This window comes from Victivallis vadensis, assembly GCF_003096415.1.
GTDB classification, from domain to species: Bacteria; Verrucomicrobiota; Lentisphaeria; order Victivallales; family Victivallaceae; genus Victivallis; species Victivallis vadensis.
Genome location: NZ_QEKH01000001.1, coordinates 42,383 through 68,563, shown reverse-complemented (window position 1 = coordinate 68,563; position 26,181 = coordinate 42,383). Strand labels below are relative to the sequence as shown.

The following is a 26,181-nucleotide window of genomic DNA, read 5'->3' as shown; positions in this document are numbered from 1 at the left end:
TTTACAACATTCCTCGGCTGATCTTGCCGGCGACCAGTGCGGCGAGCACCTCGCCGGTCAGAAGCCGTTCCAAGCCGTTCCCCGCGCTTTGCACCGCGCGCCGGTAATGGTCGACGGCAATGTCGCGGCCGAGCCACGGCGGTTCGGCGATGACGGCTTCCAGCTCGGCGATCAGCTTGCGCGCGATCCGGTCGTGGTACATCACCATTTTTTCTTCCAGGCTGCCTTCGCGATTGAAGCATTCATGATAGAGGGTCATGCCGTGCAGTATCAGAGAATGGGTGCGCGGGTAGCCGGAGCACATCAGGTTCCACGGTTCCCCGCCTGCCTGCTGGTCGGAACAGCTGCGGAAGTCCGTCCGCAGCAACACCGCCGGAATGTCCAGGAACTTCGCATACATGAACTCCGCCACAGTGCCGGAATCGAGCTCCTGACCATCGAAATTCGCGACCAGCACGTCGCACTGGAACAGCAGTTCCAGGTCGCGGTTGCGGATCTCCTCGACGGCACGCGCGCAGTTGCTTTCGCTGTCCTGCGGCAGCAGGACCTTCCAGCGGTTTCCCGATGCGGCGGTGAGCCGGGAAGCCAGCGCCGCATTTCCGGTCAGGTCCTTATGATTGAAAAGGTCTCCTGCAAAATAAATCTTGAGTGCGTCTTTCATGATCCAGCTCCTCCTTGTCGTCGCCGTTAGATTGTTCCACTGTATTCGGTAATATAGTTTTAGGCGTTCCCGCTTTCAAGTCTGCGCCGTAAAAAGTTGAAAATCCGTTTGTTTTCATTAAAGTTTACAAAAAATAAAATAATTATGCAATTTGCTCTTGACTTATTTTATTAATAGTTTATATTCAGTAAACATAAAGGTAAACAAAAACAGGATTTGAACCATGCCGAAACAATTGCAGCAAATCCGCCGGGTCTTTCTGGACATGGACGGCACGATCTATCACGGCGACACGCTGTTTCCGACCACGGCGCCGTTCCTCGATTTTCTGGAGAAACGGGGGATCGGCTATACCTTTTTATCCAACAACTCCTCGTTCAGCACGGAGGAGTATATCGGGAAACTCTCCCGGATGGGAATTGCGGCGGCGGCGGAAAACTTCTACATTTCAACCGATTACACCATCGACTATCTGAAGCGGCATCATCCGGGATTCCGAAAGCTCTACCTGCTGGCCATGCCCCGCATCCGCGCCGAATTCGAGGCCGCCGGTTTCACGGTTGACGAAACGCATCCCGACGCGGTGGTCGTCGCCTTTGACCGGGGTCTGGTTTATGCGCGAATCTGCCGGGCGGCATGGCTGCTGAAACAGGGGGTGCCGGGCTTCGCAACCCATCCCGATCTCTTCTGCCCGACCGACCGCCCGACCTGGCTGCCGGACTGCGGGGCGCTGACCAGGATGCTGGAGGCGGCGACCGGAGTGAAGCTCAAGGTCCTCGGCAAGCCTGATCCGGGAATGCTTGAGGAGGCGGCGGCGCGCAGCGGCGTTCCGGTGGAACGGACCCTGATGGTGGGTGACCGGCTCGCCACCGATATCGCGGCCGGACGGCGGGCAGGGGCGCTGACCTGTCACGTCACCCCGGAGCCGGAGGCGGCGTCGGACGTGCCGCCGGAGTTGGCGCCGCAGATGCGCGTGCGCAATCTCGGAGAACTCAAGGAGCTGTGGCTCAATGCATAAGGAGAATCGTTCCATGATAATCTATGACGTTGCGGTGATCGGCGCGGGAGTTTCCGGCGCGAGCACCGCGTACCAGTTGGCCCACTATAATCTTTCGACGGTGCTGCTGGAGAAGTGCGTCGATGTCTGCTTCGGAGTTTCCAAAGCCAACTCGGGCATCATCCACGGCGGGTTTCACCATCCGGTGAACACACTGAAGGCGAAGCTGGAAATCCGTGGCAACCTGATGTTCGACAAATTGCAGTACGAGCTTGGTTTCCCGTTCCGCCGCAACGGGATACTGGTGGTCGCCTTCAGCGAAGAACAGATGGCGACGGTGCAGCGGCTCTATGAACAGGGCGTCGCCAACGGCGTGCGCAACCTCGAAATGTGCGGTCATGCCCGGCTGATGCAGCTCGAACCCAAACTGAACAAGGAGGCGGTCGGCGGTTTCTTCGCTCCCGGCGGCGGCACCATTGAGCCCTACCGTTATGTGTTCAGCCTGGTGGAATCGGCGGTCCGCAACGGCGTCAATCTGAACTGCGATTTTGAAGTAGTTTCCGGCAGTTTCGCGGACGGCTGCTGGCGCCTGGCCGCGGCGGACGGCCGCGAAGTCCGCGCCCGTTACGTGGTGAACGCCGCCGGGCTTTATGCCGACCGGATTTCGCGGATCTGCGGCGGCGAGGAGTTCCGGATCCATCCGCGCAAGGGCGAGGAATATCTGCTTGACCGCAGCAGCGACGCCCGGCCGGAGCGGGTGATCTTCCCGGTGCCGACCCGGCATTCCAAAGGGGTGTTGGTGATTCCGACCGCGGAAGGAACCACGATGATCGGGCCGACCGCCGATCCGACCGATGACAAGGAGGACACCGCCACCAGCAGCGACCACATGCAGCGGATCGTTTCGCTGGTCAGCCGGATGGTAGACGGGGTTTCGCCTCGCGATATCATCACCTCTTTTGCCGGCTTGCGTCCGGTGCTGGACGGAGAAGATTTCTATATCGCTCTTTCGGAAAAGGTTCCGCAATTCGTGCAGGTCGCCGGCATCCAGTCGCCCGGCCTGACCGCCAGCCCCGCGATCGGCGAATACGTGAAGGACCTGTTGAAAACCGGCGGCCTCCAATTGATCGAAAAGCGCGAGTACGATTACGAATTGCCCCGACGCCATGAAGTCCGCCACGAATCCCTTGAAACGCTGGACAGGCTTCATGAGGAAAATCCGGCATGGACCCATCTGGTCTGCCGCTGTGAAAAGATTTCGGAGGCGGAGATCGTCGAAGCGGTCCGCAAGGGGCACCGCACCCTCGACGGCATCAAGTTTTACACCCGCGCCGGAATGGGGCGCTGTCAGGGCGGTTTCTGTTCGGCGAGGATCATGGAAATCGTCAGCCGCGAAACCGGCCTGCCGCTTTCGGAACTGACCAAGAACGGCGGCGTCAGCCGTCTTACCGTCGGCCGCCTCGGCGACCGGCCCGTACTGTTATGACAGGAGGCAACTTGCTATGATTCAGGAAGAAACATACGACGTCGCGGTGATCGGCGCCGGAGCCGCCGGACTTGCCGCCGCCGCCGAGACCGCCGGGGCCGGACGTTCCACCGTGGTGATCGACCGCGAGGAACTGCCCGGCGGCATCCTGCGGCAGTGCATTCACAACGGCTTCGGCATCAATTATTTCAAGGAGGAGCTGACCGGGCCGGAGTATGCGACCCGCATCACCCGGATCGCCGAAGAAGCCGGTGCGGTCTTTGCGCTCGGCAGCGCCGTAACCGATGTAAAACGCCTGCCGGACAACCGGTTCGGGCTGGTCGCGCTGTCGGCGGAGCGGGGCGTGGTCCGTTACACCGCCCGCGCGGTGATTCTCGCGATGGGCTGCCGGGAACGCACTCGCGGCAACCTTGCGGTCCCCGGCACCCGTCCGGCGGGAATCTATACCGCCGGAAGCGCGCAAAAGCTGCTGAACCGGGATGGAGCGCTTCCCGGCACCAGCGCGGTGATCGTCGGCTCCGGCGACATCGGCCTGATCATGGCGCGGCGGCTCCGCTGGTGCGGGATCGAGGTAAAGGCGGTCATTGAAATCATGCCGCAGCCCTCGGGGCTTCCCCGCAACATCGCCCAGTGTCTCGACGACTTCGGAATTCCGCTCTACCTCGAGCATGCGGTGACCAACATCGGCGGGGCGAAGCGGGTGGAATACGTCGATGTCGCGCCGCTGGCGGACGGCATCCCAGACGCGTCAAAAACATTTCGCATCCAATGCGATACGCTGCTTTTCTCTGTCGGGCTGGTTCCGGAAAATGAACTTTCCAGACAGCTCGGAGTCGAACTCAATCCGGCTACCGGCGGCGCCCGGGTGGATTCCGGTTTCCAGACCAGTGTGCCGGGAGTTTTCGCCGGAGGCAATGTGCTGCATGTACACGACCTCGTCGACTTCGTCTCGGAGGAAGCGGCGCTGGCGGCGAAAGCGGCGCTCCGTTATCTGGACGGTGCGCCTCCGCCGGAACGCAACCGCGTCCGGGTTGAAGCCAATCTGAAATATGTGGTGCCGGGCTATTTCAGCCGCAATCTGAATACGGTATTCTCTTTCCGGCCGCTGATCACCGCCGACGCGGCGCAACTGACCGCGCGGCTCGACGGTGAAATCGTCTGGAAGCGCCGGCTGCGCGGCATCCGGCCCGCCGAAATGATCAAGGTGGAGCTTCCCGGAACGCTGCTGAACCGCTCCGGCGATTTGGTATTTTCACTGGAAACAGAATTGGAGGCGTGACAGAATGGAAGAAAAACACCTGATCTGCATCTCCTGCCCGACCGGCTGCCGGCTGTCCGCTTCCCGCGAAACCGCAGACGGCGAATGGAAAATTACCGGCAACCGCTGTCCGCGCGGCGTCGCCTATGCACAGAATGAATTGCACGATCCGCGACGGATCGTCACCGCCGTGGTCCGCTGTGATTCAGAGCTGCTGCCCTGTCTGCCGGTCCGCACCAATGCTGCGCTGCCGAAGCGGTTCATCGCGCCGCTGCTGAACCGGCTGTATCAAATGGAAGTGAAAATTCCGGTAAAATGCGGTGAACTCCTGCTCGCCGATATTGAAAATACCGGAGTGAACGTTATATTTTCCTGTGACTGCGTAAAATAAAGGAACCGTCATCATGTCCGTCAAACTGGTCGCCCATCGGGGCGAATCCGAAGCCGCCCCGGAGAACACTCTCGAAGCCTTCACCCTCGCCTGGGCGCGCGGCGCCAGATGCATCGAGGGGGATTTCCACCTGACCCGCGACGGGGAGGTGGTCTGCATGCACGACGACAATGCGAAGCGCACCTGTGGCGTCGACCGTCCGCTGGCCGAACTGACGCTGGCCGAAATCAGGAGTTTTGACGCCGGGAAGTGGAAAGGGGACGCCTGGAAATTCACCCGTGTTCCCACCCTCGGCGAAGTCCTGCGCACCATGCCGGAAGACGGCGAAATCTTTATTGAGCTTAAAAGCGTCGGCCCGATCCTCGATCGGCTCAAAGCGGTTTTCGCCGCCGGCCCATGGCGGCCGGAACAGTTGACCTTCATCGCTTTCGATGAAACGACGATCTCTTCGGTCAAGAAACTGTTTCCGGCTCACAACGCCTACTGGCTGCTCTGCAACTGGATCGGCCCGTGGGATTGTCACACTCAGGCGCGTTTCACGCCGGATGAACTGGTCGCCAAAGTCCGGGAACTCGGTGTGGACGGCGTGGACATCCATCCTGATTTTGTGGGGGCGGAGCACGTAAGCGCCATGCACGCCGCCGGTTACAGCTTCAATGTGTGGACGGTTGACGCCGTGGAACAGGCCCGCCGCCTGATCGCGATGAACGTCAACTCCCTGACCAGCAACCGCGCCTACGCGCTCGGCTGCGAACTCGCGGAGTGAAGAATGAGACGGATTTCCCTGCCTCCCGGCCTTGAAACCGAATGTTTCATACTGGATTCCGGCGCGCTGGCTGCGGTGCCGGGGCTGTGCCGGGAGTTTTTTCCCGGCCGCCGCCCGTGGATCGTCGCCGACGGCAATACCTGGGAAGCCGCCGGGAAAGGCGTGTTCAACTCGTTGCGGAAGGCGGGGTTGACGCCTGCCGAACCGTACCTTTTTCCCGCCTCGCCGCCGCTGCATGCCGAAAATCGCCATGTCGATACGCTGGTTGCGGCGATGCCTCCGGATGCGGTTCCGGTCGCGGTTGGCGGCGGCACGGTCAACGACCTCGTGAAACGGGCCGCTTTCGTCGCGGGTCGGCGCTATCTTTGCGTGTCGACCGCCGCTTCGGTGGACGGCTTCACCAGTTCCGGCGCGTCGCTGGTCAAAGACGGGCTCAAGCAGACTCTCCCGTGTCCCGCTCCGCTGGCGCTGGCCGCTGATACCGATGTACTGAAAGCCGCTCCGCCGGAGATGGCCGCCGCCGGTTACGCCGACCTCGCCGCAAAGATTCCGGCCGGGGCCGACTGGCTGATCGTGGACGCACTCGGCCTTGAACCGATCCGGCCCGAAGTCTGGCAGATGGTCCAGCCCGAATTGCGTGACCGGCTCAGTGAACCGGCAGACCTCGAAAAGATATTTCTCGGCCTCGCCGCCACCGGTTACGCGATGCAGCTCTACCGCGACTCCCGCCCCGCCTCCGGCGCGGAGCATCTGGTCAGCCACGTGTGGGAGATGGAGGGGATCGAGGCGTCCCACGGCTTCAAGGTCGGCATCGGCACGCTCGCCGTCACCGCGATGATGACGGAAGCCTTTCGCCTCTCCGCCGCCGAACTGCACCGCGTCGCATCGCCGCCGTCCGGCCCGGAGGAGCGCGAACGGGAAATCGCGGCGTTGCTGTCGCGCGGCGTCTACGGCGACGCCGCCGGAATCGCGATGAAAAAATTCCTGTCCGGCAATGAGCTGCTGGAACGCCGCTCGCTGATCGCTTCGAAGTGGGAGCAGATGGGAGAGCGCGTACTTCGGCAGTTGATCCCGTTCAATGAAATGAAACGACAATTCCAACGGGCCGGATGCCCGGTGCATCCGGCGGAAATCGGCCTTGCCCGGGCGGATTTCCGCGACGGCTTCCGCCGCGCCCAGTTGATTCGCAAACGCTACACCGTGCTTGATCTGGCTTATGAAGCAGGCATCCTCGAGTTGCTGCTCGACCGGATGGAGCCTTACTTCAAGGAGTGATTCAAATGGATCTGGTCAACGTCGCCCACAAGATCAAGGAGCTTCGCCTCCAGCAGCAGCTTACCATCGATCAGCTTGCGGCCCGTTCCGGGTTGAGCAAAGGTTATATCTCCCGGCTGGAAAACTTCCGCACCGGCGCGTCGCTGCGCGCGCTGAATCTGGTCGCGGCGGCGCTCGGCGTCGAAATGATCGACCTTTTCCGCAGCGAGAACGCCAGCCCGGAATATGTGTTCGGCCGCCTTGACGAAGGCGAATTCATCGACCGCAACCAGGGGGCGGAATACGGCATCCGCTACTTCGCGCTCGCCTATGAGAAAACCGACCGCAATATGAATCCGTTTTTCCTCGAATACCGCCGCAGCGACAAGCAGCGCGAACTCATGCAGCATGACAGCCAGGAGTTCTTCGTGCTGCTCGAAGGGGAGGTCGATTATATGATCGGCTCCGCCGACAATTCCCGCCGCATGGTCAAAGGCGATACCGTCTATCTGGAGGCCCAGCTTCCCCACGGCGCCCGTCTCGCTCCCGGCTGTGATTACGCTTCGGCTCTGGTCATCTACCACTGATCCCGGGGCGGAAGCCCCGGGAGGCGGGAGCGGACCGGTTACCGGCACCGCATCCAGACGAGCAGGTCGGAAGGACCGCGGTTCTGCCAGAGGGCGTAGGGAATCGCGGTGAAGCCGGCCTTTTCCAGTTGCGGCGCGGCGCGGTAATAGAGGTGCCCTTCCGAGGCGTCGCTTTCGAGCCGGGCCTCGCCGCGGATCGCGAGAACGCCGTCGGGCAGGTTCGGGGCCGGAGCGGTGGTGAAGCCCGCCTCCGTATCGATCAGCAGCCGGGAGAGAACCCGGCCGTTGTCGGTGCTTTCGAGCGCGTAGACCAGCGGCCCGCGCATCAGTGCGATGCGTCCGGCGTCGGCGGTCACGGCGGGATTGGCCCGCACGACCTCGACCGGCATGTCGAGGGTGAGTTCGAGTTTGTCGCCCGCGTTCCAGTTGCGCTCAAGAGTGATGTAGCCGTTTTCGGGAGCGGCGGAAACCGCTTCGCCGTTCAGCGTGAGCCGGAAGGAACGGCACCAGCCGGGAATCCGCAGCGCGAATCTGAAGTTCCCCGCCGACTTGACCGTGACCGGGATTTCGCCGCCGAAGGGATAGCTGCCGCCGACTTCGATTTCGATGCCGTTCCGGTTGACGCTGCCCGCCGCCGGAATATTCAGCCGGAGTTCGTTTTCCGCTTCCGACCACGCGAAGGAGCCGAGCTGCGGCAGGAACCGGCAGAAGCTGGTCGGGCAGCAGGAGCAGTCGAACCACGGCTGGCGCTCCTTGCGGATATGCCCGTAAGTGAAAGTGTCGGAGCTGACTTCAAGCAGATTGGCGTAGAAGAACTCGCTGCCCTGCAATGAGATGCCGCTCAGGACGCCGTTATAGAGCGCCTGCTCCATCACGTCGGCGTAACGCCCCTGCCGGGTGATGTTCAGCAGCCGTTTGGCGAACTGGACCAGCGCCATCGAAGCGCAGCTTTCGGCGTAAGCGGTATCGTTGGGAAGGTTGTAGTCCACGGTGAAGGCCTCGCCGATCAGGGTCGAGCCGCAGCCTCCGGTGATGTACATGCGCTTTTCGGCGATGCTGTCGAACAGGGCCTTGCAGGCATCGAGCAGTTCCACGTCGTTGCTGCGTTCGGCCACGTCGGCCATGCCCGCGTAGAGGTAGAGGGCGCGCACCGAGTGGCCGTCCGCGTCGCGCTGTTCCCGGACCGGTTTGTGCGCCTGGCGGTTTTTCAGCTGCCCCTCGTTGCGCCCCGGGTCCTCCTGCTGAAAGAAATTCGGGGATTTGCCGCGTTCGTCGACGAAGTATTTCGCAAGCCGGAAATAGGCGTCGTTGCCGGTCGCGTCGGCGAGCTTGCACAGCGCGAGCTCAAGCTCCTCATGACCGGGATAACCGTGCATCCGGTCGGCTTCCGGGCCGAAGACTGTGCCGATGTAGTCGGCGCAGCGGCACATCGCGTCGAGGAATTTGCGGCTGCCGGTCGCCTCGTAATGGGCGACGGCGGCTTCGATCAGGTGACCGGCGCAATAGAGCTCGTGCCAGTCGAAGATGTTTTTCCAGCGTTCCGCCGGGGCGACCTGGGTGAAGTAGGTGTTGAGATAGCCGTCTGGCTGCTGGGCGGAGACGATCAGGTCGATATAGCCGTCGAGTTCGGCGGCCATCCGGTGGTCTTCCGGGTGCAGGGCGACGGCGTAGCACATGCCCTCGATCACTTTCGCGAAATCGGAATCCCAGAAGATGTGGGGACGGTTCGGCATTCCCGGCTTCCAGTTGAGCCGGAAGGAGTCGATGCGCCCGGTCTCCCGGCATTTGTCGATGGAAGTCGGGATCGTGACGCGGTAATCGGCTTCGACCCGATGGGCCAGAAACGGGTCGGCCAGCCTGACGGAGCCGACCGGCAGAGAGCGGCAGTTTTTCATGATGAAACTCCTTTCGCTTGGTTTGGTTCTGCCTATATTATACCCCGGGAAAGAGGAAAAGTGAAAGAGGACGAGTCGTCAGAAAAGAGAGACAATTCCGACAATAGAACGGTTATGGCGACTGGATGGACAGCGAAAAACACACGAAAAGATACAAAAAACATGTTTTCGGGCATTCCGCGGCGGGGAAAAATATGGTATAATATCAGGCAAGGGAAAATTTCAAAAGATCAATCCGGATTATTGTGAGGTGTGAAATGGTTCATCGAAAGTTCCTGTGGAAAGCGGCGGCTGTCCTGATGTCATATTCACTGGCGGCCGGTTCGGCCGCGCCGGTCGTGCATTACGACCTGAACGAGGGGGCCGGTACGGTTGTGCGCAACCGGGCCGGAGCGGCGGGGGAGGGGAGGTTCCGGGGGCCGGTCGCGTGGGCGCCGGCGTTGGACGGCAGCGGAATCCTGCTGGACGGCGCGACCAATTCGGTCTTTTGCGGACCGATGCCGGAGCTGGATGAAGAAAAGGGGATGACGCTGCTGGTCTGGTTCAAATCAACACATCCGCTGGGCTTGCGGACCGTCGCGAGCGCCGAAAACCCGGAGAGCGGGGAGGGGTGGCGGTTCGGAATCGACAACAACCGGCTTTTTTCCGTCCTGCCGCCGAACGAGGCTTCAAGCGGCTGGTCAGACGGGCTGTGGCACCTCGGCGCGCTGGTGCTCCGGGGGCGTGAAGTCAGGGAGTATATGGACGGCGAACTGGTCCGCAGCACCAGTCTGGAGAAGCCGGTCAGGCTGAACGCCGGCGCGGAGCTGGCGATCGGTTCCCTGAGCGGCAGGGAACTCGGCGGTTTCCACGGCGTGATCGACGATGTGAAAATCTACAACGTCGTACTGGAAGCCGACCGGATCAGGCAGGAGTTCCGGCGGCTGGTCAAGGCTCCGCAGAACAACCCGGAGCTGGAGTTCCGGCGCGGCATGATCCTCAGGACGCTCGCGCCCGCCGCCGCCCAGCGGGAGCAGCTCTCCGGCAGGCTGAGCGAAAAGTACCGGGCTCTCGCCTCCCGCCTGGCGGCGGTCCCGCCGGCGGCGCGCGGCGCGGAGCTGGAGCAGTCGACGCGGCAGCTCGATTCGCTGGCGGCGGAGGCCAGGACGCTGCGCAATGAACTGGACAAAGAGCGGCTGCGCCGGCTCGGCAAGACGTCGGTGCGGACTTCATTCTGGGGCAATCGCACCGCGGAAGTCCGGCTGCCGCTGGTATGGGGGGCCACTGCGCTGGACAATATCTTCAGCGACCGGCTCCTTCCCGACGGCGAGCCGGTGAACAGAATCCGGCTGGACGCCTGCCGCAACGAATATGAGCCGGGGCAGTTCGTGATCAGTTCGCTGGATTACCGGGGGCCGGTCCGGCTCAAACTCAATGCGCTGGCGCATGAAAACGATCCGGCGGCGAAACTGACGGAACTGACCGCGAATTTCGTAAAGGAAATCTACGCCTCGCAGAACACCGTCGGCTTTTACCGCAATCCGAAAAGCCCGCTGCTGCGTCCGGCCCCCGCAACTTTCCCCGATATGCTCTCGAATGATGATACGACGATGCTGGAGCCGGGCCGCTCGCAGCCGGTCTGGCTGACGGTCCGGGTGCCCGCCGGCGCGAAGCCCGGCCTTTACCGCGGCCGCGTCGAAGTGCAGACCATGTTCGGCGTACAGCCGCTGGAAGTGGAGATGCGCGTCTACGATGTCGCGCTGCCGGAAGTTCCGATTTTCCGCCTCGGCACCTGGGGTTCCGCCCGGCTGCTGGCGAATCTGGCCGGTTTTGCCGAACAGCCGGGATTCCGGGACCCGCGTTACTGGACGTTGTTTGAAAAGGTGCTGCGCAATATGAAAGAGCACCGCGCCTATAATTTCGGGGACCCGCCGCTGTGGGAGATCCGCAACAATATCCGGATCACCGATGACGGCAAGGGGGGCGTGGAGATCGACTATTCGACCTTCGACCGTTTCCCGGAGATGCTGGACAAGGTGTACGGCAAGGGCAACTGGCGTGTGATGTCCGCCGATATTCCGCTGGATGCGCCGCTGTACGGCCGCGACGGCAAGGTGAAATACAATCCCTTCGGCAGGATTCAGGACCTGCGCAAACGCTACTGGAATTTCGATGACCCGGAATTCAACGCATTCGCGGTCAAGGTCCTGCGCAACCTGGTCCGGCACCTGACCGAAAAGGGGTGGATCGGGCAGTTCCAGTTCATCTACCGCGACGAACCGGACCCGGTGATGTTCGCCAACGGCAGGCACGTGTACAAACACCTGCAGAAGATCGCGCCGGAGCTGGTTTACATGAACACCCTGACCCATACCGGACTGATCGAAGGATATCCGGATGTGGACATCGTGGTTCCCGCCTGGACCGCCAACGAAGGGATGGATGCGGCGATCCGGAACGCGACCGCCGCCGGACGCAGGGCGATCGTGTACAACAATTTCTCCAGCTATCTCGACCGCTCGCTGCTCTGCACCCGCACCATGGGCGCGATCCTCTACAACCTCGGCTGCGAGGGTTTCAACCAGTGGTCATGGGCGTGGTCGTGGGATAAGAGGAGCAATCCGTATCAGGATGCGTTCGTCGACGGATACGGGCCGGGGGAAGGGTATCTGGTCTACTTCGATCCCTATACAACCGAGATCACCAGTTCGATGCGCTGGGAGCAGTTGCGGGAGACGGCCGAGGATTTCGACGCATTCAAACTGTATGAAAAGCTCGGCGGCGACCCGCGCCGGTATACCGGACGGCTCGGCCGGGACATGGTCAATTTTGAAACCGATCCACAGCGTTTCATGGAAGTTCGGCGCGAATTTCTCGCCGATCTCGAAAAACTGGCCGCCGGCCGGAAGAATTGAGCGGCATGCTTTTACGCCCGCTTTCCGGAAAAAAACGCCGGGGAGCGGGCGTGATCCGATGCGGCCGGTATCGAGATTGGTCTGGTTATCGCCGTTGTGGACATTGTCCGGCCGCAATTCCGCTGCCGGACAGCGCAGCGGTTTGTGCATCCGCTTGCCGCCTTCGCTTTCGGAGAGGCCGATATATTCCGCGAAGTTCCGGAATTTGCCGGGAATAGACGCCGACCACGCCGTATATGAAGGAGATAAAAAGACGTTTTTTTGAAACACGGCTTGACTTCCGGTTCGGAAGTCGGTATAATTGAAAGTGTGCGATATAGGGATGAAATCCTTGGCCGCCGCCGGATTATTGGGATTTTAATTCCGAAACCATAACCACAAGGTGAATTCATGAACAATTTCGCATCCGCCTCCTGGAATGCCGTGTCGCGTCTCTCCGGCGCGCTGAGCCGCTCGATCAGTCCCGAGAACTTCACCGGCGCGCCGGGCAACGGCGGACGCGCCGCCGAAGGAACCGGCGCGGATTGCGCCCGCGAACTGGGCGTGGGCTGGAAGGTTTCGCCGAGCGTGGCGATTCCGGCCGGAACCACTTTCACGCTGGCCGATATCGAGGGGGAAGGGGTGATCCAGCAGATCTGGATGACGCTGACCGGCAACTGGCGCTTCCTGATCCTGCGGTTTTACTGGGATAACGCGGAGACTCCGGCGATCGAATGTCCGGCAGGTGACTTCTTCTGCAACGGCTGGGGCAGAACCGCCGTGTTCGCCAGTCTGCCGGTCTGCGTGAATCCCGGCAGCGCCTTCAACTGCTACTGGGAGATGCCGTTCCGCAAGCGCGCCCGGATCACGCTGGAGAACATCTCCGGCGAAGAGATGCGCGCCTACTACCAGATCAACTATGCGCTCGGCTGCGTGCCGGAGGACGCCGGATATTTCCACGCCCGGTTCCGCCGCTCCAATCCGCTGCCGTACAAGGAGGTCCATACGATCCTCGACGGCGTCGAAGGCTTCGGCCACTACGTCGGGACCTATATGGCGTGGGGCGTCAACAACTGCGGCTGGTGGGGGGAGGGGGAGATCAAATTCTACCTCGACGACGACACGGATTTCCCCACCATCTGCGGTACGGGGACGGAGGATTACTTCTGCGGCTCCTATAACTTCGAGAACCAGCAGACCCATCAATATCAGGAGTTTGCGACTCCGTACTCCGGCATGCCGCAGGTGATCCGTCCCGACGGCGTCTACCAGTCGCAGCAGCGATTCGGTCTCTACCGCTGGCACCTGACGGATCCGGTCCGTTTTCAAAAGCGGCTCCGGGTCACGATCCAGGCGCTCGGCTGGCGTTCCGGCGGCCGCTATCTGCCGCTGCAGGACGATATCGCTTCGGTCGCATTCTGGTATATGGATAAGCCGGCGCACAAGGCGTATCCACTCCCGGATAAAGACAGTCTTGAAGTCATCTGAACCGCCGTTGAGTTCCGCCGCTTGTGGAAGGATTGGTGAAATAGGCTGAATTTCAAGTTAACATTTGCCGTTTGCGGCTGCATTTTTATGATTGTAACGGAAAACAACCATTTTCAGGGAGCCGGATGGAGTTATGGAAAAGTTCAGGAATGTTGCACTGCCGCTGGAGGAGCGGATTGATGCGTTGCTGTCGGCATTGACCGTTGACGAGAAGCTCGGATTCATCAATTACCGCAATGAGGGTGTGCCGCGTCTCGGCATACCGCCGTATGTGTGGTGGAACGAGGCGCTGCACGGGTTAGCCCGCAGCGGTACGGCGACGGTGTTTCCGCAGGCGATCGCGATGGCCGCGACGTTCACGCCGGAGCTGGTGGAGCGCATGGGCGAAGTGATTGCGAAAGAGGGGCGCGCCCGCCATTTCGAATCGGCGCGGTATGGCGACTACGGCACCTACAAGGGGCTGACCTACTGGTCGCCGAATGTGAACATCTTCCGTGATCCGCGCTGGGGCAGGGGGCAGGAAACCTACGGCGAATGCCCGTGGCTGACCGGCGAGATGGGGGCCGCCTATGTGCGCGGCGTGCAGGGCGATGACCCGGAACACCTGAAAGCGGCGGCCACGCCGAAGCACTTCGCGGTTCACTCCGGGCCGGAAAAGACGCGGCTGGGTTTCGATTCCCGCGTCAGTGAGAAGGATTTGCGCGAGACCTATCTGCCCGCGTTCCATCAGTGCGTGAAAGCCGGGGCGCAATCGGTGATGAGCGCCTACAACGCGGTCAACGGCACGCCGTGCAGCGTGAATTCCCGGCTGCTGAATGAAATTCTGCGGGATGAGTGGGGATTCGACGGCGCGGTGGTCACCGACGCCGGGGCCGGCGAGGCGCTGGTGCGCGATCATAAACATTGCGCAGATTATCCCGCTGCGATTGCGGAAGAACTGGGAAGCGGCGTGGATGTGGTGACCGACTGGGCGGCCGGAGTGCGCGAGGCGTATGAACGCGGCCTGATCGCGGAGGCAGACCTTGACCGGGCGTTGCGGAACCAGTTGCGCGTGAAGTTCCGGCTGGGGCTTTTCGATCCGCCGCGCGACGTGCCGCCGTGCGATGTGATCGAGTGCCCGGAACACCGGGCGCTGGCGCTCGATGCGGCGCGCAGAAGCATTGTACTGCTGAAAAATGACGGAAATATTCTGCCGCTGGATTTCGCCAAGCTGAAGTCGGTCGCGGTGATCGGCCCGAATGCGGATTCGCGTGAAGTGCTGATGGGAAATTACTTCGGTACACCGACCCGCACGGTCACATTGCTGGAAGGAATTCTGGATGCGGCCGGCGGCGATTGCCGGGTGATCTATGCGCGCGGCTGCGAGCCGGTTGCGCGCAAAACGGAAGGGTGCGCCGAGGAATACGACCGGATCGCGGAGGCGGTCAGTGCAGCGGAGCGGGCCGATGTCGCAATTCTGTGTCTGGGGTTGAATCCGCTGATCGAAGGCGAAGCCGGAGATGCATTCAACTCCGAAGCGGCCGGGGATAAGGTGAGCCTGGAATTGCCCGGTTTGCAGAAGCTGCTGCTTGAAAAGGTTGCGGCGGTGGGCAAGCCGGTGATTCTGGTCGCGGTGTCGGGCAGTGCGCTGGCGCTTCCCGAGGAGTCGGCGGCCGGAGTGGTGCAGTGCTTCTATCCGGGAGCGGAGGGCGGCACGGCGCTGGCGGAGGTGTTGTCCGGCCGGGTGAACCCGTCGGGCAGACTCCCGGTGACCTTCTACCGGAGTGCGGATGACCTGCCTCCCTTTGAAGATTACGCGATGGCGGGGCGCACCTACCGCTTTTTCGGCGGAGAAGTACTGCATCCCTTCGGTTTCGGCTTGAGCTACACGGAGTTCAGGTATTCCGGCCTTTCCGTTCCGGGCAGGATCGCCGCCGGCGAACCGTTGAAGGTTGCGGTCGGCGTTGAAAATACCGGAAAGCGCGCCGGTGAGACGGTGGTGCAACTTTATGTCGCGGCGTTGAATCCGCCGACCCGGGCGCCGCAAAAACAGCTGGCGGCGGTGAAACGCATCTCGCTGAAACCCGGCGAAACGCGCCAAGTGGGGCTGGAGGTCAAGCCGGAATCCTTTTTGCTGACCTTCGACGACGGCGAACGCAAACTGCTGCCCGGCGCGTGGCGGATTGAGGTCGGCCACGACTCCAGAAGGAGCGCGGCAACGACTGAAATCGAACTGATTTGATAGAAAAATCGCCGCCCTGTCTCGATGTTCAGATACAGGGCGGCGGTATCGGTCAGCGGAACTGAGGTCAGGCGCGCTTGGCGAGGACGCTCTTTTCGTAGCGTTTGACCTCCTCGATCCAGGCAGTGCCGACCGGAACATTGTGGCGTTCGCAGTATTCGTTCCAAATCGGGGCGAAGGGCAGGGTCTTGATCTCCTCCATCAGCGCGAGGCGGGTGGAGAAGTCGCCGCTGTTCTCCGCATCGCGGAGCTGCTTGGCGGGTTCGACCAGCGCCATCAGCAGCGCCTTGGACATATTGCGCGCACCGATGGTCCACGCCATGATCCGGTTGATCGACGCATCGAAGTAATCAAGGCCGATATGGACGCGCTTGTCGTAGTTGTGGCGGATCACCTCCTCGGCGATCGCCTTGAGTTCTTCATTCATGATGACCACGTGGTCGCTGTCCCAGCGGACGCCGCGGCTCACGTGCAGCAGCACCTCGTCGACGAACATCAGGCAGCTGGTGAGCTTGTCGGAGATCACTTCGGTCGGGTGGAAGTGGCCCGCATCGAGGCAGAGCAGCTTTTTATTCCTGGCTGCATAGCCCATGTAGAATTCATGGGAACCGACGGTGCAGCTCTCCGCGCCGATGCCGAAGAGCTTGCTTTCGACCGCGTCGCGGTTGCAGTTCTGATCGATTTCGACCGCGAAGATTTCATCGAGGGAGTCGCGCAGCCGCTCGCGGGGGGCGAGACGGTCGAACGGAATATCCTTATACCCGTCCGGCACCCAGAAGTTGGTGATGCAGGTGTCGCCGAGTTCCCGGCCGAAGGCTTCGGCGATCTTCCGGCAGGCGATGCCGTGGCGGATCCAGAATTTGCGCACTTCCGCATCGGGGCTGCTCAGCGTGAAGCCGTCCTTCATCATCGGGTGGGAGAAGAAAGAGGGGTTGAAGTCCAGGCCGACGTTATTCTTTTTCGCCCAGGCGATCCAGTTGGCGAAGTGTTCGGGCCGGATTTCGTCGCGGCTGACCTTCTCCTTGCCGGGTTCGGCGTAGAGCGCGTGCAGATTGAGCCGCTTTTTGCCCGGAATCAGCGACAGGACTTCATCGATGTCGCTGCGGAGTTCTTCCGCGTTGCGGGCCCGGCCCGGATAGTTGCCGGTCACCTGAATGCCGCCGTCCAGCGCGCCGCTGTTCTCGAAACCGGCGACGTCGTCGCCCTGCCAGCAGTGCAGGCTGACCGCGATCTGATCCAACCGCTTGAATGCCGCCTCGACGTCGACGCCGAGTTCCCCGTACACCTGCTTTGCGGAGTCAAACATGGAAGCCATACTCGTTTTCCCTTCTCTGTTAATCCTATATCATGAGAGTTTAATTTTAAATATAAGCATTGTTATGGAATAATACAAGCAAAAATTGGAAAAAGACCGGAATTTTGATTGCTTTGACGGATGCGGATAAGTTTTATGGATCAGCCGTCCCCCCTTCCGGCCGACAGCGGATGGGGGACGGTGAAATCCCGGTGACGGGAATCAGGGGGCTGGGGGGAGATGGACGCCGTGGACCAGATACCAGCGCAGGATTTTTTCCCCGGCGAAAAGCCAGACGAGAGCGGCTCCGGCGAGGAACGGCCCGAAGGCGATCTTGACGCGGGCGACGGGACGCTTCAACACTGCGGCGACGCCGATTCCGTAGAAGGTTCCGGCAAGCGAACCGGCGGCGACCGCGAAGAACGCGGCAGGCAGGCCGAGCAGCATCCCGACGGCGGCAATGAAAGTCACGTCGCCCCAGCCGAGAACTTCCTTGCGGGTGAGCTTTTTGCCGATGATTGCGAAGAGTGCGAGGAACAGCGCCGGGATCGCTCCCGAGATCAGGGCGTACACCGGGGCGTACAGGCGGCTTTCGATTCCCCAGACGGAAGGACAGACCGCGGAAACGGCGACGCCGAAACACATCGCCGGGATGGTCAGCGCATCCGGGATCAGGCGGTGTTCGGCGTCGATCCAGCTGGCGGCGACGGCGAGCAGGATCATGGCCCAATAGGGGAAAACGGTGCAGATCGGCTGGTCGGCAAGCCCGACTTTCACGAACGCAAGCACGAACAGCACTCCAGTCAGGGCCTCGACGACCAGATAGCGGCAGGAGTAGGGTTCGCGGCAGCAGCGGCAGCGCCCCCGCAGCACGAGGTAGCTGACGATCGGGATGTTGTCGTACCAGCGGATCTCATAGCCGCACTTGGTGCAATGGGAGGGAGCGGTCACGACCGATTCGCCGAGCGGCAGCCGCCAGATGCAGACGTTCAGGAAGCTGCCGAGGCAACTGCCGAATACGAACACCGCGAAAAAGGCGAAAACCGCCACCGTCGGATATTCGAGTCCGGCCCGGAACCACCATTCGCTCATTCCGTCGGTCAGTCTCAGCATGGTTGCGCCTCCAGAAAGCCGCGCCGCATCGCGTCGAGCGGAGCGGACAGGCCGGTCCAGAGCTCAAAGGATTTCGCCCCCTGATGGATCAGCATGGCCGCGCCGTCGGCGACCGGAAGCCTGAGTTCGCGCGCTTTCGCCAGCAGCGGCGTCGGCTTGTAGATGGTGTCGAATATGCAGAGCTTCAGCTCCGGTTTCAGCAGCGCGAGGTCGAACGGAGCCGGATCTCCGGCTTTGAGGCCGAGGCTGGTCGCCTGAATCAGGAAATCGGTGTCGGCGAACCAGCGCGCCAGCGTTGCGGAGTCGTCAGGCCGGGCGGTTTCGACAAAGAGCGCCGGATGAAGGCGGCGGAGTTTTTCCGCGATCTCATCCGCCTTCGCAACGGTGCGGTTCGCGATGCGGATCGACTTCACGCCGAGGGCGGCGAGATGGAAGGCGGTCGCATGGGCCGCGCCGCCGGCCCCGATGAAGGTGACGCCGGCTCCGGCGAGGGGGCGGCTGAAATTCTCCAGCAGCGCATGTTCGAGGCCGTAGCCGTCGGTGCTGGCGCCGTGGATGCGGCCGTTTTCGATGATCAGGGTGTTCACGCTGCCGGCGGTCTCCGCGGCCGGGTCGACGGTGTCGAGGTACGGGATCACCGCCGCCTTGTGCGGCACGGTCAGGTTCACGCCCTTTAAATTGGCGCGGGCGAATTCGATGAAGCCGCCGAGTTCATCAGGGCGGACATGGCGGATTCCGTAAGGCGAACCGAGGCCGTGAAATTCAAAAGCGGCATTCTGCATGCCGGGGGATCTGCTGTGGGCGATCGGGTCGCCGATAACCATGTACTTTATCATTTTTTTACTTTTTTACTGGATTTTGGTTTAATTGGTGTTAATATACATGAACAGTCGTTTCTTGGCAATGGAAAAATGAAACGGGAGTGATATATTGACGATGTTTTTCGAAAACAATGGAGGTGACTTCTGATGGTGCGCAGGTTTTTGGGGCTGGTTCTGGTCGGAGTGTCGGTGTTTTGCCTGACCGGATGCGAGACGTTCAACGAGGCGTTCAAGCAGGCGTTGGAGGAGGGCAGCAACAGCGAGAATCCGAACAGCGAGGATTACCGGCCGAAGTTCGTGGTCAGCATCAATTCGGTGGTCGAGTACCCGCGTGCCGGGGATCTGGAGCGGGAGATCGAAGGGATCGACGGGAAGTCGGTCTGGATCAACAGCGTGCCGATCTTCAGCAGCATGAATATTTCGGACGCCCGCGTGGTGGCTCGGCCCGGCAATCCCGATCTGTGCGACCTGCAGTTCAAGACCGACCGGGCGGGCAAACTGAAATGGCAGGTGGTTTCAGGCAATCATCGCGGCGACGCGGTCGCGTTCGTGGTGGACGGGGTCTATTTCGGCTCGTTCATGCCGGAATCGCTGGACGATGACAATTCCGACTGGATCACGGTGCGGGTCGGCATCGATTCGGTGACCGCCAACGGCATCGCCAAATATGCGAAGAAAAACTATACCCATTATCATCCGAACACCGCGTCCTGGTTTTGACGGTTGAATTGTTTTGAGGATTGTGAATGAAGAAGTTGAGACGTTTGAACTCCACGTTTCAGGCCGGAGTGGTCGACGTGGGGGCGCATTCGATCCGGCTGGACATCTTCGAGGTGTCCGGCGGCGGAAAGATCGACCTGCTTGAGAGCCTGTCGCGGACCGTGAATCTGGGGTACGACGTATTCCGGCACGGTTCGGTTTCGCCGGAAAACCTGGCGCGGCTCTCCCGGGTGATGTCCGACTTCTCGCGCAAACTCGATGAATACAAGGTGCAGGCGCACCGGGTGGTTGCGACCAGCGCGATCCGCGAGGCGTTCAACCGCGAGCTGGTGGTGAACCGCATCCGCAGCGATGCGCACCTCGACCTGGAAATCCTTGAAGCCCCCGAGGAAGTGAAGATTTCGTTTATCGCGATGCGCGATTCGCTCCGCAGGCAAATGGAGTTTGACAAGCTCTCCGGGATCTGTCTGGTAATCGGCACCGGTTCGCTGCTGGTTTCTTATTTTGCGGGGGGGCTGATGCGGTTCAGCGAGGAGGTGCCGCTCGGCACGGTCCGGCTGTTCGACGCGTTCGGCCGCTCCGGGCTGTCGGTGGAGCGGGTGATCGAAACGCTCCGCTCCCAGGACATCGGGCAGCGGATGATGGAGTGCGTCGGGCTGGAAGCCGGGCGGCCGATCACGCTGATTGCAATGGGAGCGAGCGTGCGCGCTTTGACCGGCTGGATCGCCGGCACCGCCTCGGAGCGCGACGAGGAGGATTGCCTGACGCTCGACCCCGCTGCGATCGCACCGACGCTGCGCCGGATCATGAACATCGATCCGGTCAAGCTGGCCGAGGAGCTGAAGCTGCCGGAGGAGGAGGTCGCCAGCGCCGGAAGCTGCGCCGGCATCCTGACCTACTTTCTCGACGCCTTCAACTGCCGCAGCTTCCTGAGTCCCGGCACCACGACGCGCAGCGCATTGATTTACGATCTGATCCGCCGCAACCGGGAGCCGGAGCGTTCGCCGTTCCATGACGACCTGATTGCGATTTGTGACGCGATCGGCTGCAAATACGGCTACGATCCGGGGCACGGGCGGCAGGTGTCGCAGATCTGCAGCAAACTTTTTAAGAAGCTGAAGCGTTCGTTCGACTTCGCTCCGCGCTCGGAGCTGCTGCTGGAAGCGGCCGCCCGGCTGCACGACATCGGGCGTTTCGTGGATACCCGGCAGCATCATAAGCACTCCCATTACCTGATCAGCAATACGCAACTACCCGGGATTTCGGAGGAGGAGTTGCGGATTATCGCGACGGTTTCGCGTTATCACCGCAAATCGGAGCCTAAGACCTCCCATCTGGAGTACACGATGCTCTCCGCCGAGGACAAAGTGACGGTGCTGAAGCTCGCCGCCATCTTGCGGGTGGCGGATGCGCTGGACTGTTCGCGCCGGGGGCGGTTCGACAAGGTGAAGCTCGTGCAGCGCGGTCACGTGCTGAGCGCGGTGGTGCCGGAGTCGGGGGATTTCCGGACGGAACGGCTCTACCTGGAAATGAAAGGCGGGTTGTTTACGCAGGTGTTCGGGTTGGATGTGAAGATTGAAGAGGCGCCGTTGTCATTATGAGTACGAAAAAGAACAAACAGAACGAAACTCCCGACAGTGAACTGTTCATCAGCCGGGAGCTGAGCTGGCTGGATTTCAACTCGCGGGTGCTGGACGAAGCGTTCTGCCCGGCGAATCCGCTGCTGGAGCGGCTGAAATTCATCGCGATCTTCAGCAGCAACCTCGACGAATTTTTCATGGTTCGGATCGCCGGGCTGCGCCAACTGGTCAAAATGGAGCAGAATCTGCCTGATCCGGCGGGCAACCGTCCCGCTGACCAGCTGGCCGCCGCCCGCCGCAAAATCGAACGGCTGGTGAAACGGCAGTACTCCTGTCTGCACGACGAAATCCTGCCGGGGCTGGAACGGCACGGGGTGCGGCTCAGCCGTCCCGCCGACCTCTCCTCCACGCAGCGGGCCGAACTGACCGGCTACTTCACCACGCAGGTGCTGCCGGTGCTGACGCCGCTGGCGGTGGATCAGGCGCACCCGTTCCCGATCCTGAACTCCGGCGCGATCGAAATCGCGGTCAGCATGAAACCGGCGGACCGTAAAAAGCTGGTCTACGCATTCGTCGAAGTGCCGGATGTGCTGCCGCGTTTCATCGAAGTGCCGGGAATGCAGCCCGGACGGACGTTCGTGCTGCTGGAGGACGTGATCATGGACAACCTCGGCGCGCTGTTTTCCGGCTGCGAAATCGAGGAATTTTTCCCGTTCCGGGTGACCCGCGACATGGACTTCTCGGTGGAGGACGAGGGCGCGGAGGACCTGCTCCAGAGCATTGAAAAGAAACTTCTGCAGCGCCGCCACCGCGAACCGATCCGGGTCGAAGTGTTGACCAACACCCGCGGCCCGCTCGCCAGATGGCTGGAACAGGAATTCCGGCTGGACGAGCAGTTCTGGTATGCAGTGCGCGGCCCGCTTCATTTGAAACAGTTCTTCGAGCTGGTCGGCAAGGCCCGGCTGCCCGAACTGCTCGAACCGGCATGGCCCGCGGTGGAACCGGCCGCATTCAGCGAGCACAACAGCGTTTTCGACGCGATTTCGGCGAAAGGTACGATCCTGGTGGCGCCGCCGTTCCACTCCTTCAGCCCGGTGGTGCGGCTGCTGCAGCAGGCGGCGGACGATCCCGACGTGCTGGCGATCAAGCAGACCCTCTACCGGGTCAGCGGCAATTCGCCGGTGGTGCGCTCGCTGCAGCGCGCCGCCGAAAACGGCAAACAGGTGACGGTGGTGGTCGAGCTGAAGGCCCGTTTCGACGAGGGCAACAATATCGCTTGGGCGCGGCTGCTGGAGGAGTCCGGCGCACATGTGGTCTACGGCGTCGCCGGACTCAAGGTGCACTCCAAGGCGCTGCTGGTGGTGCGCCGCGAGGATGGGGCGATCCGCCGTTACGTGCATCTTTCGACCGGCAACTACAACGACAAGACCGCCGCGCTGTACACCGACCTCGGCATCATGAGCAGTGATCCCGACCTCTGTTTCGACGTGGCGAACCTGTTCAACGTGCTGACCGGCTACTCGTCGCCGCCGGCGGAGTGGCGCAAGATCGCGGCGTCCCCCTTCGACCTGCGCCGCCAGGCGATGCGGCTGATCGAGCGCGAGATCGCGAATTCCACGCCGGACCGTCCGGGCCGGATCATTGCGAAAATGAACAGCCTTTCCGACGAGAAGATGATCCGGCTGCTGCACAAGGCGGCGGACGCGGGCGTCGAAATCGACCTGATCGTGCGCGGCATCTGCTGTTACAAGCCGCGCGCCGGGCAGGAAAACGTCAGGATCATCAGCATTGTGGACCGCTATCTGGAACACAGCCGGCTTTTTTATTTTTTCAACAACGGCGACGAAGAGTATTATCTGTCCAGCGCCGACTGGATGTACCGCAACCTCGACAAGCGGGTCGAGCTGCTGTTCCCGATCGAGGACGAGAAGATCCGGGGGATTCTGATGCGGCTGCTGGAGTTCCAGCTCAACGACACCGACAAGCTGCGGCGGCTTCAGGCCTCCGGGAGCTATACCCGGAGCATGGCGGAGCACTACACGGGAGCGCGCAGCCAGTACAACAGCTATCGCTATTTAAAGGAGCTGGCCGGAGCGGAAATGCGCGACGTGACCGGCGAGGCGCTGAAAGTGTTCACTTCGCCCGAACGGCCCGTGCCGACCTTTGCCGAAGACGATGACGACGAATTTGAGGACGGGGGCGAGTAGCATGGAACCTAAGATCAGGCTGTACCGCCCCGGCGACGAGGCGGCGGTGGCTCAGCTGGCCGTCGCCGGATTCGAGCAGTCGATCCGGCAGTACTACTCGGAGGAGGGCGTGGCGGCGTTCCTGGCCTATATTTTCCCGGCTGCGATCGCGGAGCGCCAGCGGAACGGCTGCCAGATGGCGGTCGCCGAGCTGGAGGGGGAGATCATCGGCGCGGTGGAGCTGCGCGATTTCGAGCATGTTTCGATGCTGTTCGTGCTGCCGGAGTTCCAGTGCTGCGGCATTGCGCGGCGGCTGCTGACCCGTGCGGTCACGCTGCTGAAAAAAGCCCGGCCCGAAGTGAAGCTGCTGACCGTCTTTGCCGCTCCGGGCGCGGTGGAAGCGTACAGGCATCTGGGGTTTCTGCCTGACGGAGCGGAACGGGAGGAGTCCGGCATCCGCTTTTTCCCGATGAAAATGAAGTTGTAAAATGAGTAAGCTGCCACCTGTCTATTCGCCCGCGGAAGAGAGAACCAACGTATGGACCCATGCCGCCGGGGCCGTGATCGCGCTGGCCGGAGTGGTCGGGGCGTTCTTCATCGCGCCTCCCTCCGGCGTCGCCGGAACGGCCGGTTATCTGGTTTACGGAGTCAGTCTGGTGTTGATGTATCTGGCCAGCGCCTGTTATCACGGAGTTTCGGAGCCGTCCCGCCGGGCGCTGCTGCGCCGCTTCGATCATGCGGCGATCTATCTTCTGATCGCCGGGACCTATACGCCGGTGCTGTTGCTGGCGGTCGGCGGCAGGCTCGGTGCGTGGCTGCTGGCCGCGATCTGGTCGCTGGCGGCGGCAGGGATTGCGATGACCGTGCTGGCGATGGGGAAGTATCCGAAAATTTCACTGACGCTCTATCTGGTGATGGGGTGGCTCTGTCTGCCGGTGTTGAAGACGATCATCGCCGGGATGAGTGCGACGGCGTTCGCATTCCTGCTGGGCGGCGGCGTTGCATACACGCTCGGCGTGATCTTCTATGTGCAGAAGCGCCCGTTCAGCCATGCAATCTGGCATTTGTTCGTGCTGGCCGGGAGCATTCTGCAGTTCTTTTCCGTGATCAATCTCCGATAGGCTCATTCTGCTCCTTCTTTTTGAGTGTATAGGAGTTTGCCTGCTCTTTCAGGAAGTCTTCGAGGCAGTTCAGCGCTTCCGGGATTCCAGCTTGCCGCTGTCGGCAGGGCTGACCTGAAGACCGGGCAGCGGACATGGAAAATTCCGGTCTCTCAACATGAGAAACCGGATTTTTTGAAGATCAATTATGACAGTCAACAGATAATCGGCGGCTCCGTCCAGCCTTTGCACACGTCGATCCAGCCGAGGGCGCGGGAACAGGTTTCCAGTTCGGCGCAGGTAAGTTCGATCGCGGAGTTGCTGCTGCCGCAGGCCGGAAAGACGGTCGCAAAACGTTTCAGTGATTCATCCAGCCAGATACGGGCAGCGGGATTTGTGATTGCGAACGGACAGACTCCTCCGATTGCATGGCCGGTGCGGGCGATCACCTCGTCCGGCGAGAGCATCCGCGCCTTGCGGTGAAAGAAGGCTTTGAATTTCGCATTGTCGATCTTCGCATCCCCGGCGGCGACGATCAGGATGCAGCCGTCGCCGTCGTCCGAAAACGAGAGGGTTTTGGCGATGCGGGCCGGCTCGACGCCGAGCGCCTGCGCGGCGAGTTCGACGGTCGCGCTGGAGACCTCGAACTCCCGCACGGCGGCATCTTTGTTCCATTGCTTCAGATACTCTTTGACGGTTGTCACGGACATGATCGGAACTCCTCGGAATAAAGCGCCCGGACATCGCCGAGCTGTTGCAGGGTATGAAGACATTTGCGGCATTGTCCATCCGGACCGACGACGATGGAACGCTTCTGCAAACAACTATAGCGGCAGTATGCCATCCATTTTTGTTCAGTTCTTTTCATCACCGGTTTCTTTCGGAAATAACCAAGCATTTTTTCACCATTGAGCAAGTATATACGCAGTCGGGAAAAATGCAAGAACGAAATCCGATACATCCGTCGATTCCGTCAAATTTTTATATATTTTTGATTTTCTGAGCTTGCAATTTTTTAAACCAGGGATACATTAAGGGACATGGAAACGGGAAACATGCGAGTGTAGCTCAGTTGGTAGAGCATCACGTTGCCAACGTGATTGTCGCCGGTTCGATTCCGGTCACTCGCTCCATCTTTCGGGATGGAGTTTCAGATTTCCGGGCAGGTGCGAGTGTAGCTCAGTTGGTAGAGCATCACGTTGCCAACGTGATTGTCGCCGGTTCGATTCCGGTCACTCGCTCCAACTTTTGAAAAAACAACCGGAGTTTCCGGTTTGCAGGTGCGAGTGTAGCTCAGTTGGTAGAGCATCACGTTGCCAACGTGATTGTCGCCGGTTCGATTCCGGTCACTCGCTCCAACTTTTGAAAAAACAACCGGAGTTTCCGGTTTGCAGGTGCGAGTGTAGCTCAGTTGGTAGAGCATCACGTTGCCAACGTGATTGTCGCCGGTTCGATTCCGGTCACTCGCTCCATTTTTTTGCCTAAAGTTC

At 61.1% G+C, this 26,181-nt stretch carries 21 protein-coding genes and 4 tRNA genes; 19 read left to right on the top strand and 6 right to left on the bottom strand.

Annotation, left to right across the window (positions count from 1 at the left end; translation table 11 throughout):
• Position 1: 1 nt before the first annotated feature.
• Positions 2–661, bottom strand: coding sequence for a nucleoside 2-deoxyribosyltransferase (locus C8D82_RS00335; protein WP_116882269.1), 660 nt, complete (start codon positions 659–661; stop codon positions 2–4).
• A 223-nt stretch (positions 662–884) separates the two neighbouring features.
• Here C8D82_RS00335 and C8D82_RS00330 point away from each other — a divergent pair, with 223 nt between their 5' ends.
• Genes C8D82_RS00330 through C8D82_RS00300 form a run of 7 tightly spaced genes read left to right on the top strand, consistent with a single transcriptional unit; the run spans position 885 to position 7,400 of the window.
• Complete coding sequence (locus tag C8D82_RS00330; RefSeq protein ID WP_116882268.1) at positions 885–1,679, top strand: HAD-IIA family hydrolase; 795 nt, start codon at positions 885–887, stop codon at positions 1,677–1,679.
• 13 nt (positions 1,680–1,692) lie between these two features.
• Entirely contained in the window at positions 1,693–3,144 is a 1,452-nt protein-coding gene (locus tag C8D82_RS00325; protein WP_116882267.1) for an NAD(P)/FAD-dependent oxidoreductase, read from the top strand.
• A gap of 16 nt (positions 3,145–3,160) precedes the next feature.
• Positions 3,161–4,423 (top strand): NAD(P)/FAD-dependent oxidoreductase, encoded by a 1,263-nt coding sequence (locus tag C8D82_RS00320; RefSeq protein ID WP_116882266.1) that lies wholly within the window; start codon positions 3,161–3,163, stop codon positions 4,421–4,423.
• A 4-nt stretch (positions 4,424–4,427) separates the two neighbouring features.
• Positions 4,428–4,793, top strand: coding sequence for a DUF1667 domain-containing protein (locus C8D82_RS00315; RefSeq protein WP_116882265.1), 366 nt, complete (start codon positions 4,428–4,430; stop codon positions 4,791–4,793).
• A gap of 13 nt (positions 4,794–4,806) precedes the next feature.
• Positions 4,807–5,559 (top strand): glycerophosphodiester phosphodiesterase, encoded by a 753-nt coding sequence (locus tag C8D82_RS00310; RefSeq protein ID WP_116882264.1) that lies wholly within the window; start codon positions 4,807–4,809, stop codon positions 5,557–5,559.
• A gap of 3 nt (positions 5,560–5,562) precedes the next feature.
• Positions 5,563–6,834, top strand: a complete 1,272-nt coding sequence (locus tag C8D82_RS00305) for a sn-glycerol-1-phosphate dehydrogenase (RefSeq protein WP_116882263.1) — start codon at positions 5,563–5,565, stop codon at positions 6,832–6,834.
• 5 nt (positions 6,835–6,839) lie between these two features.
• A complete protein-coding gene (locus C8D82_RS00300) occupies positions 6,840–7,400 on the top strand; it encodes a helix-turn-helix domain-containing protein (RefSeq protein ID WP_116882262.1) in 561 nt (186 codons plus the stop codon).
• Between the two features lie 38 nt (positions 7,401–7,438).
• Here C8D82_RS00300 and C8D82_RS00295 read toward each other — a convergent pair whose 3' ends face one another.
• On the bottom strand, positions 7,439–9,295 hold the full coding sequence (locus C8D82_RS00295; protein ID WP_116882261.1) for a glycoside hydrolase family 127 protein: 1,857 nt from the start codon (positions 9,293–9,295) through the stop codon (positions 7,439–7,441).
• A gap of 257 nt (positions 9,296–9,552) precedes the next feature.
• Here C8D82_RS00295 and C8D82_RS00290 point away from each other — a divergent pair, with 257 nt between their 5' ends.
• The 3 genes from C8D82_RS00290 (at position 9,553) to C8D82_RS00280 (ending at position 15,877) form a co-directional block, all read left to right on the top strand.
• Entirely contained in the window at positions 9,553–12,189 is a 2,637-nt protein-coding gene (locus C8D82_RS00290) for a glycoside hydrolase domain-containing protein (protein ID WP_116882260.1), read from the top strand.
• Positions 12,190–12,579: 390 nt separating this feature from the next.
• On the top strand, positions 12,580–13,656 hold the full coding sequence (locus C8D82_RS00285) for a glycoside hydrolase family 172 protein (RefSeq protein WP_116882259.1): 1,077 nt from the start codon (positions 12,580–12,582) through the stop codon (positions 13,654–13,656).
• Positions 13,657–13,789: 133 nt separating this feature from the next.
• The gene (locus C8D82_RS00280; RefSeq protein WP_116882258.1) at positions 13,790–15,877 is read left to right on the top strand and encodes a glycoside hydrolase family 3 C-terminal domain-containing protein; all 2,088 of its coding nucleotides are present in this window, start codon (positions 13,790–13,792) and stop codon (positions 15,875–15,877) included.
• 67 nt (positions 15,878–15,944) lie between these two features.
• Here C8D82_RS00280 and C8D82_RS00275 read toward each other — a convergent pair whose 3' ends face one another.
• The 3 genes from C8D82_RS00275 to aroE form a co-directional block, all read right to left on the bottom strand.
• Positions 15,945–17,192 (bottom strand): L-rhamnose isomerase, encoded by a 1,248-nt coding sequence (locus C8D82_RS00275; RefSeq protein WP_116882257.1) that lies wholly within the window; start codon positions 17,190–17,192, stop codon positions 15,945–15,947.
• A gap of 201 nt (positions 17,193–17,393) precedes the next feature.
• On the bottom strand, positions 17,394–18,284 hold the full coding sequence (locus C8D82_RS00270; protein ID WP_116882256.1) for a prepilin peptidase: 891 nt from the start codon (positions 18,282–18,284) through the stop codon (positions 17,394–17,396).
• Positions 18,278–19,120 carry a shikimate dehydrogenase gene (gene aroE, locus C8D82_RS00265; protein ID WP_116882255.1) on the bottom strand — a complete coding sequence of 281 codons (843 nt, stop codon included), beginning with the start codon at positions 19,118–19,120 and terminating at the stop codon, positions 18,278–18,280. Before aroE ends, C8D82_RS00270 begins: the two co-directional genes overlap by 7 nt.
• A 132-nt stretch (positions 19,121–19,252) precedes the next feature.
• Between aroE and C8D82_RS00260 the strand changes: the two genes are divergently transcribed.
• The 5 genes from C8D82_RS00260 to trhA are packed head-to-tail and all read left to right on the top strand — an operon-like array spanning position 19,253 to position 24,712.
• Complete coding sequence (locus C8D82_RS00260; protein WP_116882254.1) at positions 19,253–19,825, top strand: hypothetical protein; 573 nt, start codon at positions 19,253–19,255, stop codon at positions 19,823–19,825.
• 26 nt (positions 19,826–19,851) lie between these two features.
• Positions 19,852–21,426 carry a Ppx/GppA phosphatase family protein gene (locus tag C8D82_RS00255; RefSeq protein ID WP_116882253.1) on the top strand — a complete coding sequence of 525 codons (1,575 nt, stop codon included), beginning with the start codon at positions 19,852–19,854 and terminating at the stop codon, positions 21,424–21,426.
• The gene (ppk1, locus tag C8D82_RS00250) at positions 21,423–23,612 is read left to right on the top strand and encodes a polyphosphate kinase 1 (RefSeq protein ID WP_116882252.1); all 2,190 of its coding nucleotides are present in this window, start codon (positions 21,423–21,425) and stop codon (positions 23,610–23,612) included. Before C8D82_RS00255 ends, ppk1 begins: the two co-directional genes overlap by 4 nt.
• Position 23,613: 1 nt before the next feature.
• Complete coding sequence (locus C8D82_RS00245; RefSeq protein WP_165832727.1) at positions 23,614–24,078, top strand: GNAT family N-acetyltransferase; 465 nt, start codon at positions 23,614–23,616, stop codon at positions 24,076–24,078.
• A 1-nt stretch (position 24,079) separates the two neighbouring features.
• Positions 24,080–24,712: a PAQR family membrane homeostasis protein TrhA gene (gene trhA / locus C8D82_RS00240; protein WP_116882250.1), complete on the top strand. Its 633-nt coding sequence runs from the start codon at positions 24,080–24,082 to the stop codon at positions 24,710–24,712.
• A 194-nt stretch (positions 24,713–24,906) separates the two neighbouring features.
• On the opposite strand, the gene C8D82_RS00235 is transcribed toward trhA, so the two are convergent.
• Positions 24,907–25,401 carry a YbaK/EbsC family protein gene (locus tag C8D82_RS00235; protein ID WP_116882249.1) on the bottom strand — a complete coding sequence of 165 codons (495 nt, stop codon included), beginning with the start codon at positions 25,399–25,401 and terminating at the stop codon, positions 24,907–24,909.
• Between the two features lie 347 nt (positions 25,402–25,748).
• Here C8D82_RS00235 and C8D82_RS00225 point away from each other — a divergent pair.
• From C8D82_RS00225 to C8D82_RS00210, 4 genes are all read left to right on the top strand, one after another.
• Positions 25,749–25,824, top strand: a tRNA-Gly gene (locus C8D82_RS00225).
• Between the two features lie 35 nt (positions 25,825–25,859).
• A tRNA-Gly gene (locus C8D82_RS00220) sits at positions 25,860–25,935 on the top strand.
• Positions 25,936–25,973: 38 nt separating this feature from the next.
• A tRNA-Gly gene (locus C8D82_RS00215) sits at positions 25,974–26,049 on the top strand.
• A 38-nt stretch (positions 26,050–26,087) separates the two neighbouring features.
• Positions 26,088–26,163 (top strand) — tRNA-Gly (locus tag C8D82_RS00210).
• Positions 26,164–26,181: the final 18 nt, after the last annotated feature.

Coding starts and splice junctions, on each gene's coding strand:
- C8D82_RS00300 (WP_116882262.1), top strand. CDS start 6,840: ATGGATCTGGTCAACGTCGCCCACAAGATCAAGGAGCTTCGCCTCCAG.
- C8D82_RS00330 (WP_116882268.1), top strand. CDS start 885: ATGCCGAAACAATTGCAGCAAATCCGCCGGGTCTTTCTGGACATGGAC.
- C8D82_RS00305 (WP_116882263.1), top strand. CDS start 5,563: ATGAGACGGATTTCCCTGCCTCCCGGCCTTGAAACCGAATGTTTCATA.
- C8D82_RS00280 (WP_116882258.1), top strand. CDS start 13,790: ATGGAAAAGTTCAGGAATGTTGCACTGCCGCTGGAGGAGCGGATTGAT.
- aroE (WP_116882255.1), bottom strand. CDS start 19,120: ATGATAAAGTACATGGTTATCGGCGACCCGATCGCCCACAGCAGATCC.
- C8D82_RS00335 (WP_116882269.1), bottom strand. CDS start 661: ATGAAAGACGCACTCAAGATTTATTTTGCAGGAGACCTTTTCAATCAT.
- C8D82_RS00235 (WP_116882249.1), bottom strand. CDS start 25,401: ATGTCCGTGACAACCGTCAAAGAGTATCTGAAGCAATGGAACAAAGAT.
- trhA (WP_116882250.1), top strand. CDS start 24,080: ATGAGTAAGCTGCCACCTGTCTATTCGCCCGCGGAAGAGAGAACCAAC.
- C8D82_RS00325 (WP_116882267.1), top strand. CDS start 1,693: ATGATAATCTATGACGTTGCGGTGATCGGCGCGGGAGTTTCCGGCGCG.
- C8D82_RS00290 (WP_116882260.1), top strand. CDS start 9,553: ATGGTTCATCGAAAGTTCCTGTGGAAAGCGGCGGCTGTCCTGATGTCA.
- C8D82_RS00245 (WP_165832727.1), top strand. CDS start 23,614: ATGGAACCTAAGATCAGGCTGTACCGCCCCGGCGACGAGGCGGCGGTG.
- C8D82_RS00260 (WP_116882254.1), top strand. CDS start 19,253: ATGGTGCGCAGGTTTTTGGGGCTGGTTCTGGTCGGAGTGTCGGTGTTT.
- C8D82_RS00310 (WP_116882264.1), top strand. CDS start 4,807: ATGTCCGTCAAACTGGTCGCCCATCGGGGCGAATCCGAAGCCGCCCCG.
- C8D82_RS00295 (WP_116882261.1), bottom strand. CDS start 9,295: ATGAAAAACTGCCGCTCTCTGCCGGTCGGCTCCGTCAGGCTGGCCGAC.
- C8D82_RS00270 (WP_116882256.1), bottom strand. CDS start 18,284: ATGCTGAGACTGACCGACGGAATGAGCGAATGGTGGTTCCGGGCCGGA.
- C8D82_RS00315 (WP_116882265.1), top strand. CDS start 4,428: ATGGAAGAAAAACACCTGATCTGCATCTCCTGCCCGACCGGCTGCCGG.
- C8D82_RS00275 (WP_116882257.1), bottom strand. CDS start 17,192: ATGGCTTCCATGTTTGACTCCGCAAAGCAGGTGTACGGGGAACTCGGC.
- C8D82_RS00285 (WP_116882259.1), top strand. CDS start 12,580: ATGAACAATTTCGCATCCGCCTCCTGGAATGCCGTGTCGCGTCTCTCC.
- C8D82_RS00255 (WP_116882253.1), top strand. CDS start 19,852: ATGAAGAAGTTGAGACGTTTGAACTCCACGTTTCAGGCCGGAGTGGTC.
- ppk1 (WP_116882252.1), top strand. CDS start 21,423: ATGAGTACGAAAAAGAACAAACAGAACGAAACTCCCGACAGTGAACTG.
- C8D82_RS00320 (WP_116882266.1), top strand. CDS start 3,161: ATGATTCAGGAAGAAACATACGACGTCGCGGTGATCGGCGCCGGAGCC.